The following is a 12,594-nucleotide window of genomic DNA, read 5'->3' as shown; positions in this document are numbered from 1 at the left end:
GATGCGACCGTGTGGCTCGTGGCCGATTTCGCAGGAGTTTGCGCATGCTTGCCGGTACGGCGTGGAATCTGCCTACAAAATGCCGTTTTCTTTCAGGTGTTTCGAAAGAATGGAGCTGGATGTAACTTTGTTGCGCGCGCGGGCTTCCCGGCGTAATAATCTCTCGTCTACGTCCGCGCAAAGTCATTATTTGCTTGCCACTTTCTTTTGTTTCTGGCATGAACTGCAGATAGGACAGTTATGCTGTCCTATTTTTATGTCCGGCTGTGTTGCGCGCCGACAGCAAGGGGCTGACGTCACGACGCTTTTTGGTCTATAATGATCAGGTAAGCGGAAGGCCTCGCTCCGGCACGCTCACGCAGGACCATCGACCGGAGCGTCCGTTGATATGGTCGTCCCGGTTTTAAATGAGAGATGATTGCAGGCAGCAGGGTGCTTCAGCGCCTTTATATGCCTGCCTGCACCACGATCCGGTTTCGCCTGCATTCCGGCAGGTTTTTAGGAGATCTTGAATGACGAAGATGACGCCCTCCGCGCTTAGTGCTGCCCCGCTCACGCAAATGAACGTGACGCCTGCCGCCAAAACAGCTGCCGACGGCCGTCGTAACAAACGTCAGGGGCTCTACGATCCGAGGAACGAGCATGACGCCTGCGGCGTTGGTTTCATCGCCCATATGAAGGGTGAGAAGTCGCACCAGATCGTCAAGGATGGCCTGTTCATCCTCGAAAATCTTACCCACCGCGGCGCGGTTGGCGCAGATCCGCTGATGGGCGACGGCGCCGGCATGCTGATGCAGATCCCGGACCGGTTCTTCCGCGAGGAGATGGCTGCCGAAGGTATCGTTCTGCCGAAGGTCGGCGAATATGCCGTCGGTTATTTCTTCATGCCGCGTGATCCCGAGCGCATTGCCCATTGCAAGGACATCATCCAGAAGGTGATTGCCGACGAGGGCCAGCGTTTCCTCGGCTTCCGCGAAGTGCCGGTCGACAATTCCTCGCTGTCGAAGGCAGAGGATATTGCCGCGACCGAGCCCTATCACCTCCAGGTTTTCATCGGTGCCGGACAGCGCGCCGATACCCAGGCCGATTTCGAACGTCGCCTGTTCATCCTGCGCAAGGTCATCTCGAACACAATCTTCTCCGAATCGGATGGTGCGACCGAGGACTTCTATATCGTGTCGATGTCGTCCTCGACGATCGTCTACAAGGGCATGTTCCTCGCTTATCAGGTCGGCGCTTACTACAAGGATCTTTCCGATCCGCGCTTCGAATCGGCTGTGGCCCTTGTGCATCAGCGGTTTTCGACCAATACCTTCCCGTCGTGGAAGCTGTCGCATCCCTATCGCATGGTTGCCCACAACGGTGAGATCAACACACTCAGGGGCAATGTCAACTGGATGGCTGCGCGCCAGGCTTCGGTCTCCTCACCGCTTTTCGGCGAAGATATCTCCAAGCTCTGGCCGATTTCCTACGAGGGCCAGTCCGATACGGCCTGTTTCGACAATGCGCTCGAATTCCTGGTGCAGGGTGGCTACTCCATGGCCCATGCCGTGATGATGCTGATCCCGGAAGCCTGGGCCGGCAATATGTCGATGGGCCCGCAGACCAAAGCGTTTTACGAGTATCACGCAGCTCTGATGGAGCCGTGGGACGGCCCGGCAGCCGTTGCCTTTACCGATGGCCGCCAGATCGGCGCGACGCTTGACCGTAACGGCCTGCGCCCGGCACGTTATATGATCACCAAGGATGACCGGATCATCATGGCGTCCGAAGCCGGAGTGCTGCCGGTCGAGGAAGAAAACATCGTCGCCAAGTGGCGCCTGCAACCGGGCCGCATGCTCCTGATCGACATGGAGAAGGGGCGGATTGTCTCCGATGACGAGATCAAGTCCGAACTAGCCGGCATGCATCCCTATCAGGAGTGGCTCGACCGGACCCAGCTCATTCTGGAAGATCTGAACCCGGTGGAACCGCGGGCGCTTCGCCGCGACGTGTCGCTGCTCGATCGCCAGCAGGCCTTTGGCTACACCCAGGAAGACACCAAGATCCTGATGTCGCCGATGGCAACCACCGGCCAGGAAGCGATAGGCTCGATGGGCACCGATACGCCGATTTCGGCGATGTCGGACAAGTCGAAGCTGCTCTACACCTATTTCAAGCAGAACTTTGCGCAGGTCACCAATCCGCCGATCGACCCGATCCGCGAAGAGCTGGTCATGAGCCTTGTCTCCTTTATCGGCCCGCGCCCGAACCTGCTCGACCACGAGGGGGCTTCGCGCGAGAAGCGTCTGGAAGTCCGCCAGCCGATCCTGACCAATGGCGACCTGGAAAAGATCTCGTTCGATCGGGCACACTGAGGATCGGTTCGACACCAAGACCCTGGATGTCACCTATAGCGCCGATCAGGGCGAAGACGGCATGCCGGAGATGATTGACCGGCTGTGTGAGCGTGCCGAAGCGGCCGTTCGAGGCGGTTACAACATCATCGTTCTCTCCGACCGCCAGATCGGCCCGGATCGGATTGCAATCCCCGCGCTTCTGGCAACGGCTGCCGTGCACCATCACCTGATCCGCAAGGGGCTGAGAACCTCGGTCGGTCTCGTGGTTGAATCGGGTGAGCCGCGCGAAGTTCATCATTTCTGCTGTCTCGCCGGCTATGGCGCGGAGGCCATCAACCCTTACCTCGCTTTCGATACGCTGGCCGACATGCATGCCAAGGGGCTGTTCCCCAAGGAGGTCGACGCCGGCGAAGTGATCTATCGCTACATCAAGGCGATCGGCAAGGGCATGCTGAAGGTGATGTCCAAGATGGGCATCTCGACCTATCAGTCCTATTGCGGCGCGCAGATTTTCGATGCGATCGGCCTGTCGTCGGAATTTGTGGAGCGTTTCTTCTTCGGTACGGCTTCGATGATCGAGGGCGTTGGCCTGACGGAAGTGGCCGAAGAGACGGCTGCGCGCCATCGCGCTGCCTTCGGCAAGGATCCGGTGCTTGATTCGACGCTCGATATCGGCGGCGAATATGCCTACCGTCTGCGTGGCGAAGCCCATGCCTGGACACCGGATGCGGTTGCCGAACTTCAGCATGCCGTGCGTGGCAATGCCCGTGACCGGTACGACGCGTTTGCGAAGTTGGAAAACACCTCCGCGCTGAGGATGAACACCATTCGTGGCCTGTTCCGCATCAAGAAAGCCGCCGAGATCGGGCGCAAGCCCGTACCGATCGAAAATGTCGAACCGGCCACCGAGATCGTCAAGCGGTTTTCGACCGGTGCGATGTCCTTCGGTTCGATCTCGCGCGAGGCGCACACCACGCTCGCCATCGCCATGAACCAGATTGGCGGCAAGTCGAACACCGGCGAGGGCGGTGAGGAATCTGACCGTTATCTGAAGCTGCCCGATGGCAAGACGCCGAAGGAGCGTTCGGCGATCAAGCAGATCGCTTCTGGCCGCTTCGGCGTGACGGCTGAATATCTGGTCAATGCCGATATGCTGCAGATCAAGGTCGCCCAGGGTGCCAAGCCAGGCGAAGGTGGTCAGCTGCCCGGCCACAAGGTGGATGCGACAATCGCCAAAACCCGCCACTCGACGCCGGGTGTGGGCCTGATTTCGCCGCCGCCGCATCACGATATCTATTCGATCGAGGATCTGGCGCAGCTGATCTACGATCTGAAGAATGTGAACCCGACGGCCGATGTCTCGGTCAAGCTGGTCTCTGAAGTCGGCGTCGGAACGGTTGCCGCTGGCGTTGCCAAGGCGCGCGCCGATCACATTACCATCTCCGGTTTTGACGGTGGCACCGGCGCCTCGCCGCTGACTTCGCTGAAGCATGCCGGCAGCCCGTGGGAAATCGGTCTTGCCGAAACGCAGCAAACTTTGGTGCTGAACGGGCTTCGCTCGCGCATTGCGCTGCAGGTGGATGGCGGTCTGAAGACCGGCCGCGACGTGCTGATCGGTGCCATGCTCGGCGCCGACGAGTTCGGTTTCTCGACCGCGCCGCTGATCGCAGCAGGCTGCATCATGATGCGCAAGTGTCATCTGAATACCTGCCCGGTCGGTGTCGCTACTCAGGATCCGGTTCTGCGCAAGCGCTTCAAGGGCCTGCCCGAACATGTGGTCAACTACTTCTTCTTCGTCGCCGAGGAACTGCGCGAGATGCTGGCCGAGCTTGGCTTTACCAGCCTCAACGATGTCATCGGCTCCGTCGAACTGCTCGACAAGGACGAAGCAATCGCACACTGGAAGTCGAAGGGGCTCGATTTCTCGAAGATCTTCCACAAGATCGACGCACCCAAGGAGGCAACCTTCTGGACCGAGCGGCAGAAACACCCGATCGACGATATTCTCGACCGCACGCTGATCGAGAAGGCGATGCCGGCACTGGAGAACAAGGAAAAGGTTGCCTTCGACGTCGATATCAAGAATGTCGACCGTTCGGCCGGTGCCATGCTTTCCGGCGAAGTTGCGAAGCGCTGGAACCAGAAGGGTCTGAAGGAAGACACGATCTCGGTCACGCTGCACGGAACGGCGGGCCAGTCTTTCGGGGCTTTTCTGGCAAGCGGCGTGACATTCGACCTGATCGGTGACGGTAACGACTATGTCGGCAAGGGGCTTTCAGGCGGCAAGATCATTATTCGTCCGCCGGAAAATTCACCGATCGTGCCGGAAGAATCGATCATTGTCGGCAATACCGTGCTTTACGGTGCGACCGCCGGTGAATGCTATTTCCACGGGGTCGCAGGCGAGCGCTTTGCGGTCAGAAATTCCGGGGCCATCGCCGTCGTCGAGGGTGTCGGCGACCACGGTTGCGAATACATGACCGGTGGCCTTGTCGTCGTGCTCGGCTCCACGGGACGCAACTTCGCGGCCGGCATGTCCGGCGGTGTGGCCTACGTTCTCGATGAGGATGGCGGCTTTGCCGACCGCTGCAACATGGCCATGGTCATGCTGGAGCCGGTTCCGGAAGAAGACGACATGTTGGAGAAGCTTCACCATCATGGCGGAGATCTCATGCACAAGGGCCGTGTCGACGTTTCCGGCGACATGACAAGGCATGACGAGGAGCGTCTGGTGCGCCTGATCAACAACCATCTGCTCTATACCGGCTCGGCGCGTGCCAAGGAGATCCTGGACGACTGGGCGCATTACCGTCCGATGTTCCGCAAGGTCATGCCGGTGGAGTATCGCCGTGCGCTCGAGGAAATGGAGCGCATGCGCATGGGTGTTGCCGCCGAATAAGAGACATAGGATAACTGTCGGCGTCCCGGCGCAATGTGCGGGGCGCTTTCTTGCGCGCGCTACGGGCGTGAAACTTCAGCTTGAAGCAGTCAGGATTACGAAATGGGCAAGGTTACTGGGTTTATGGAAATCGACCGGCAGGTGGCGAAGTATCAGCCGGCCTCCGATCGCATTCGCCACTTCCGCGAATTCACCATTCCGATGTCGGACCCGGAGGTGCAGAAACAGGCCGCCCGCTGCATGGATTGCGGTATTCCTTATTGCCATGGCCCGACGGGCTGTCCGGTCCACAACCAGATCCCCGACTGGAACGATCTGGTTTACAACGGCAACTGGAAAGAGGCGATTGCCAACCTGCATTCGACCAATAATTTCCCGGAATTCACCGGCCGGGTCTGCCCCGCGCCGTGCGAGGAAGCCTGTACACTGAATCTCGAAGACATTCCGGTCTCGATCAAGACCGTGGAGCAGGCAATTGCCGACAAGGCTTACGAGCTGGGCTTTATCGTGCCGCGTCCGGCAACGACGAAAACAGGCAAGAAAGTTGCCGTGATCGGCTCCGGCCCTTCCGGCATGGCGGCTGCCCAGCAGCTCGGCCGCGCCGGTCATGACGTCGTCGTCTTCGAGCGTGAATCCAAGCCGGGCGGGTTGCTGCGTTACGGCATTCCGGACTTCAAGATGGAGAAGAATTTCATCGATCGCCGTGCCGAGCAGATGCGCGGTGAAGGCGTGGAATTCCGTTGCGGCGTTAATGTCGGTATCGATGTGAAGGTCGATGACCTGCTGTCCGAATATGATGCGGTGCTTTATTGCGGCGGTTCGGAAACGCCACGCGCTTCCGGCATCGGCGGCGATGAATTCCATGGCGTCTATGATGCCATGCCCTTCCTGGTTCAGCAGAACCGCCGGGTCGGGCGTGAGAATATCGAAACCACCGGCTGGCCGTCGGAGCCCATTCTGGCAGGCGGCAAGCACGTCGTCGTCGTCGGCGGCGGTGATACTGCATCCGACTGCGTCGGAACGGCCTTCCGTCAGGGTGCCGTCAAGGTAACCCAGCTCGATATCCGCCCGCAGCCGCCTGAAAAGGAAGACAAGCTTGCTGTCTGGCCGTTCTGGGCCACCAAGATGCGCACATCGTCATCGCAGGCAGAAGGCGCCGTGCGCGAGTTCCAGGTGGCAACGCTGGAATTCGTCGGCGAGGACGGCGTCCTTACCGGGGTCAAGTGCTGCCATGTGGACGAGAAGCGCCAGCCGATTGCCGGTACGGAGTTTGTCATCAAGGCCGATCTCGCCTTTATAGCTATCGGTTTCCGCGGTCCGTTCAAGAGTGGTTTGCTTTCCGAACTGGAAGGCCGTCTTGAGCTCAATACAGACCGTCGCGGTTCGGTGAATGTCGTTGCAAATGAAGATGACTACAAAACCTCGGTCGACAGGTTCTGGACTGCCGGCGATGTTCGTCGTGGACAGTCGCTCGTTGTCTGGGCGATCCGTGAAGGCCGTCAGGCCGCACGCTCTATCGATCTTGCGCTGATGGGGGAGACCCTGCTTCCGCGCTAATTGTTACCGAAAATGCAGACTGCGGCCCGGTGTCGCGGTCTGCACGACGAAAAGCGGAGATGCGCGGCGTCGCATTGTTGCGCTCTATCTTGCATCTTGTTAGACCTATTCCATACTTCAGTGAAACTTTTTAAATTTTTGATTGATCAGTAAAAGGAGAGGGTCTTGGGTCAGCACAACAAGGTTCGCAAAGCGGTATTGCCCGTTGCAGGTCTGGGAACGCGGTTTTTGCCCGCAACCAAGGTCGTGCCGAAGGAAATGCTCCCGGTCGTTGATAAGCCGATCATCCAGTATGTGGTCGATGAAGCGATCGAGGCCGGTATCGAGCATTTTGTTTTCGTGACAGGCCGAAACAAGCACGTCATCGAAGACTATTTCGATATTCAGTATGAGCTGGAAAGCACGCTCAAAGCACGCAACAAGAATGCCGAGCTGAGCCTGCTCGCCAACATGTTGCCGACGGCGGGAACCGCCACTTTCACCCGTCAGCAGGAGCCGCACGGGCTCGGCCACGCAGTGTGGTGCGCACGCGAGATCGTCGGACCCGAACCTTTTGCCCTGATCCTGCCTGACATGGTGATGGAAGCGGAAAAGCCATGCCTGAAAGGCATGATGGAAGTCTATGAGGTTGCCGGCGGCAACGTCATTTCCGTTGAGGAATGCGATCCTGAACTCGCCCACAAATACGGTATCGTCGGCATTGGCGACGCCGTCGGAAACGGCTTCAAGATTACCGAAATGGTCGAGAAGCCTGAGAAGGGGACGGCACCTTCCAACTATTTCATCAACGGCCGCTACATCCTGCAGCCGGAAATCTTCCCGATCCTGGCCGAGACCCAACGTGGTGCCGGCAACGAAATTCAGCTGACCGACGGTATGCTCGAGCTTGCCCAGAAACAGGATTTCTACGGATACAAGTTCGATGGCCAAACCTTCGACTGCGGTTCCAAGGAAGGCTTCATTCTCGCCAATGTGGCGCTGGCGCTGAAGCGGGACGATATCCGTCCGAAGGTTGAGAACGAGCTGAAAGCGCTGATCGCTGCGCTGAAATAGGTCGTAAATACCATGAGGCGCGCGAATGTCGCGCCTCATGATATGTCCGGGCGGTGCAGCAGGCGCCGCCTTTTTTGTTTCCGAAAGAATGACCATGTCGCAACTTTCCGAACCCGTCATCATTCCGCTTGCTGAAGGTGAGGAAAATCACCTGGAAGGGATGAGGCCGGACCGGCAGTTCAATGTCGTGTCGCGTCCCGAGCTTCATAGCTGGCGCGTGCGTGCCCCCTGGGCGCGGGTGTTGCTCTATGTCGGTGGCGGGTACACCAAGATTGTCTACGACAAGGAGGGGTCGGAGGTCGCGCTTTGGCTGAACGCGCTTGGGCTTGATGTGCATCTGCTTGTTCACCGGCTTCCGGGCGCATCGGACGGCAGGGGAACCGCTCACCCTAAAGACATTGCACTGACGGACGGGTTGATAGCCCTTGACCATCTGGCTGAAACCGAAAGCGGGTTGCCGCTGTTTCACATCGGCTTGTCATCCGGCGGCCATCTCGCCGGGGTGATGGCCTGCCAGCAGCACAGGCTGAAGCCGACAGGCGCGTTGATTGCCTATGCCCCTATCAATGCCAACCACCGCGCCCACAGATTTCCCGAAGGCAAGCCGGACTATCCGCCCGTTGAAAAACAGGATTTTTACGATGACTGGCCGATCGGCCTTGCTGAATATCCTCATGGATTGCCCCCGGTTCCGATGTTTCTGGCCTATGCGCTCAATGACCGATCCGTGCCGCTGCAGCACGCGCTGCGTTTTGCCGAAACGGCATCGGCACTGGAACTGGATGTCGATTTGCATGTTTTCGCTGATGCACCGCATGGTTTTGCGTTGCGTTCACTTGATGGCACGCAGGCATCCTGGCCGGATCTCGCACTGGACTGGATGAAACGGAAAGCCAGCATGGCGTCTCGACCTGCCGGGTGACGCGGGCGTTTTGTCGCCTTTGTCGCGATGGATGGTCTATTGATTGCAACAGCCAAAGGCGCTAACAGCGGTGCATGGCTGATGCAACAGACAAGACACCTGAGGGTGACGCAACCCTCTCGGCGCTGAGAACCCTGGCATTTGAACGCAAGGGACTGGATGCGCTGTCCGCAGCACTTGAGAACGGGCTCGGCGAGCCTTTCGAGAAAGCTGTTGAGCTACTGCGTGAAACGCAGGGCCATGTCGTCGTTTCCGGCGTCGGCAAGAGCGGCCATATCGGCACCAAGATTGCCGCGACCTTTGCCTCAACGGGAACGCCGGCATTTTTCGTGCACCCAGCTGAGGCCAATCACGGCGATATGGGCATGATCGCCCAGAAGGATGCCGTTGTTGCCCTTTCATGGAGCGGGGAGAGTAGCGAGTTGACGGCGCTGGTTGCCTATACGCGGCGCTTTGCCATTCCGCTGATCGCCATTACTGCCGGCCGGCAGTCCTCGCTGGCGCTGGCGGCCGATGTTGTGCTTTCACTGCCCAAAGCCGAAGAAGCCTGTCCGCTTGGCCTTGCGCCGACAACGTCAACGACCATGCAGCTTGCGATCGGCGATGCGCTGGCGATCGCACTTCTCGAAGTCCGGGGCTTTTCTGCCGTCGATTTCAAGGTCTATCACCCTGGCGGCAAACTCGGTGCACTGCTCTCGCATGTGGCCGATATCATGCATGTTGGCGAGGAAATTCCGCTGGTGCGTTCGGGCACACCGTTGCCGGAAGCGATCATGGAATTGTCGAAGCGGCGTTTCGGCTGCGTTGGTGTGGTTTCAGATGATGGCCGGCTTGCTGGCATTGTCACAGACGGCGACCTTGCGCGCAATCTTGCTCGCGACATGAGCGCTCTCACAGTGGACAGCGTGATGACGGCGGGACCGAAGACCGTGAAGCAGTCTATGATGGTGTCCGGTGCGCTGGCGCTCATTCACAAGCACAACATCTCCGCGCTCATGGTCGTCGATGATGATGGCCGCCCGGTTGGCATTGTGCATTTCCACGATTTCCTGCGGATCGGCGCGGCCTGAATCTTCCCATTTCAGGCTGTTTCGAGCGGGGCCACCGTGAGCGTGCGGCCATCGCCGGTGATAATGCGCACATGCGCACCTTCCGGCAGATCCGGCCCTTCCACAACCCAAAGCGTGTCATCGAGCTTTATGCGCCCGCGCCCGTCTGTGATCGGATCAACCACGATGGCGGTGCGGCCAACGAGGCTTGCCGCGCGCTGGTTGAGAAGCGGCTCGTCGGAGGTTGTCTCCCGGCTTTTCAGGATCCGCCGCCCGACAACAATCGCGACGACGGAGAGGACGGCAAACAGCAGGATCTGCAATTGCCAGCCCCAGAAACCGAACGGCCAGAACACCAGAGACAGCGCGCCGAGAATAAGTGCGGCGATGCCAACCCACATCAGGAAAACGCCGGGCAGGATAAGCTCTGCGACAAGCAACAGCAGCCCGGCGATGAACCAGCCCCAGGGGCCGGACGTTGTGAAGAAGTCGAGCATCGCTTCCATTTTCGGTCAGCTTTCCCTGTTGCCGGAAGTGGTTCCAGAGCCGACCGAAGGTGTCGAACGGCGGGGGCGGGCTGGTCGCTGCCACCATTGCCAAAGAGTTCCTTGGCGATCTGGCCTATTCCGCCAAGCGAACCGATCAGCGATGAGGCCTCCATCGGCATCAGCACCACCTTGGAATTGTTGGACGTACCGATCGAGGCCATGGCCTCGGTGTATTTCTGCGCCACGAAGTAGTTGATTGCCGCCACATCGCCATCGGCAATGGCCAGCGAAACGGATCGTGTCGCATTGGCTTCGGCCTCGGCCAGCCTTTCGCGCGCTTCGGCTTCACGGAATGCCGCTTCACGTTCGCCCTCGGCTTCCAGAATAGCCGACTGCTTGGACCCTTCTGCACGCAAAATCTGCGCGGCCCGGTGGCCTTCGGCATCGAGAATCTGTGCGCGTTTTTCGCGTTCGGCCTTCATCTGCCGCCCCATGGCCTCAACCAGATCGGCGGGCGGACGGATATCCTTGATCTCGATACGGGTGACCTTCACGCCCCATGGCTCAACCGCCAGATCGACAACGCGCAACAGACGTTCATTGATGGCGTCACGGTTGGAAAGCAGTTCGTCGAGGTCCATCGAGCCCATGACCGAGCGGATGTTGGTCATCGTTAGGTTGAGGACAGCCATTTGCAGATTGGTAACCTGATAGGCGGCACTTGCCGGATTGAGGATCTGGTAGAAGGCGACAGCGTCGGCCTCGACACTGGCATTGTCGCGGGTGATCACTTCCTGCTCGGGAACATCGAGCACCTGCTCCATGATGTTGATGCGCTTGCCGATACGATCGATGAACGGAATGATCAGATTGAGCCCGGGTGTCAGCGTGCGGGTATAGCGCCCGAACCGCTCTATTGTGTAGCCGTAGCCCTGTGGCACGGTCTTGATTCCGGCAAAGAGTGTCAGAATGATCAGAACCGCCAATATGATAATAGTGACGGAAAATCCGGTCAGTGCTGCCATGTCGTTTCCTCCTGAGGCATCGGCCGAAGGGCCGACGCAGAGTTGTTATTATCGTGCGGAGCAGCGCATTGGCGTGCCCCTGAAATTTCACACGTGGAGCTGGTCTCTATTCGAGCCACCCCCGAAGTTCGCGTGACACGACATGTTCGATCACCCGCATGCCTGTCGGCGTGTCATTCATACAGGGGATATGGGTGAATTTCTCGCCGCCATGCTCCATAAAGCTCTCGCGCGCCTGCTCGCCGATTTCTTCAAGTGTCTCGAGACAGTCTGAAACAAAGCCGGGGTTGAGGACGGCAATGCGCTTCACGCCCTTTTTCGGTAATCCTTCAACGGTCTTGTCGGTATAGGGCTGCAACCATTCCTCCGGTCCGAAACGCGACTGGAAGGTGATCATCAGTCGTTCCTTGGAAAACCCGAGCTTCTCGCGCAGCAACCGCGCCGTTTTCTGGCACTGGCAGTGATAGGGATCACCCTTCTTGAAGTAGGACTGCGGAATGCCGTGGAAAGACGCGATGATCAGCTCCGGCTCCCAGTCAAGTGTCGCCAGATGGTCGGTGACCGATTGCGCCAGCGCATCGATATAGACCGGATCATCATGATAGGGCGGCACGGTGCGCAGTGCCGGTTGCCAGCGCATGTCGAGCAGTGTCTGGAAGGCCTTGTCGTTGACTGTCGCCGTGGTCGAGGCGGCATATTGCGGATAGAGCGGGTAAAGCAGAATGCGCTCGCAGCCGGCAGCCTTCAGCGTTTCGATCCGGGCCGGAATTGAGGGCTGGCCGTAGCGCATCGCCCAGTCGATCACAAGGTTTTCGGTGTTGGCATAATGCTCCGCCAGCTTCTCTGCCTGGCTTCTTGTATAGGTGCGCAGGAAGCTTTCATCCTGCTCCTTGTTCCAGATCAGCTCGTAGGCTTCACCGACCTTGGCAGGCCGGCGGTTCAGGACGATGCCGTAAAGGATCGGATACCACAGGGCACGCGGCCATTCGATCACGCGTTTGTCCTTCAGGAACTCTTCCAGATAACGGCGCATGGATTTCTTGTCCGTGCCATCGGGCGTTCCGAGATTGACGAGGAGGACCCCGACCTTGCCAAAGGCGACGCTTGGATGGTTATCCGGCCAGGCGGCATGCATTTCAGACATTTATCTATCCCGGTTGCGTTTCATGTGGTCCAAACTTTCAGGGCGCTGGACCCTTCGCCTTATATAGATACGAAGCGCAGGCACCGCCAGACTGCCGAATTGTCGCGTTCCCTTGGGC

The 12,594-nt window shown here is 58.9% G+C and carries 7 protein-coding genes and 1 pseudogene; 5 read left to right on the top strand and 3 right to left on the bottom strand.

Translation table 11 applies throughout. The features are described 5' to 3' along the window. Positions 1 to 560: 560 nt before the first annotated feature. The 5 genes and pseudogenes from gltB (at position 561) to AC0L7L_RS14455 (ending at position 9,840) form a co-directional block, all read left to right on the top strand. Positions 561 to 5,238, top strand: a pseudogene (gene gltB, locus AC0L7L_RS14475) (glutamate synthase large subunit). Between the two features lie 102 nt (positions 5,239 to 5,340). Then, complete coding sequence (locus AC0L7L_RS14470; protein WP_473509733.1) at positions 5,341 to 6,795, top strand: glutamate synthase subunit beta; 1,455 nt, start codon at positions 5,341 to 5,343, stop codon at positions 6,793 to 6,795. 165 nt (positions 6,796 to 6,960) lie between these two features. Continuing rightward, positions 6,961 to 7,848, top strand: a complete 888-nt coding sequence (gene galU / locus AC0L7L_RS14465; protein WP_272212727.1) for a UTP--glucose-1-phosphate uridylyltransferase GalU — start codon at positions 6,961 to 6,963, stop codon at positions 7,846 to 7,848. A 94-nt stretch (positions 7,849 to 7,942) separates the two neighbouring features. Then, a complete protein-coding gene (locus AC0L7L_RS14460; RefSeq protein ID WP_272212726.1) occupies positions 7,943 to 8,770 on the top strand; it encodes an alpha/beta hydrolase in 828 nt (275 codons plus the stop codon). A gap of 74 nt (positions 8,771 to 8,844) precedes the next feature. Further along, on the top strand, positions 8,845 to 9,840 hold the full coding sequence (locus tag AC0L7L_RS14455; RefSeq protein WP_473509730.1) for a KpsF/GutQ family sugar-phosphate isomerase: 996 nt from the start codon (positions 8,845 to 8,847) through the stop codon (positions 9,838 to 9,840). Between the two features lie 11 nt (positions 9,841 to 9,851). Here the strand turns inward: AC0L7L_RS14455 and AC0L7L_RS14450 are convergent, their stop codons facing one another. The 3 genes from AC0L7L_RS14450 to hemH form a co-directional block, all read right to left on the bottom strand. Further along, positions 9,852 to 10,316 carry an NfeD family protein gene (locus AC0L7L_RS14450; protein WP_473509728.1) on the bottom strand — a complete coding sequence of 155 codons (465 nt, stop codon included), beginning with the start codon at positions 10,314 to 10,316 and terminating at the stop codon, positions 9,852 to 9,854. After that, the gene (locus tag AC0L7L_RS14445) at positions 10,220 to 11,332 is read right to left on the bottom strand and encodes an SPFH domain-containing protein (RefSeq protein ID WP_473509726.1); all 1,113 of its coding nucleotides are present in this window, start codon (positions 11,330 to 11,332) and stop codon (positions 10,220 to 10,222) included. The genes AC0L7L_RS14450 and AC0L7L_RS14445 overlap by 97 nt, the downstream gene beginning before the upstream one ends. 106 nt (positions 11,333 to 11,438) lie before the next feature. Then, positions 11,439 to 12,476 carry a ferrochelatase gene (gene hemH, locus AC0L7L_RS14440; RefSeq protein ID WP_473509724.1) on the bottom strand — a complete coding sequence of 346 codons (1,038 nt, stop codon included), beginning with the start codon at positions 12,474 to 12,476 and terminating at the stop codon, positions 11,439 to 11,441. Between the last annotated feature and the right edge of the window lie 118 nt (positions 12,477 to 12,594).

This window comes from Martelella sp. K41-7 (assembly GCF_055808365.1).
Note: the sequence above shows the minus strand (reverse complement) of the source record. Positions and strands in the feature narration are given on the sequence as shown.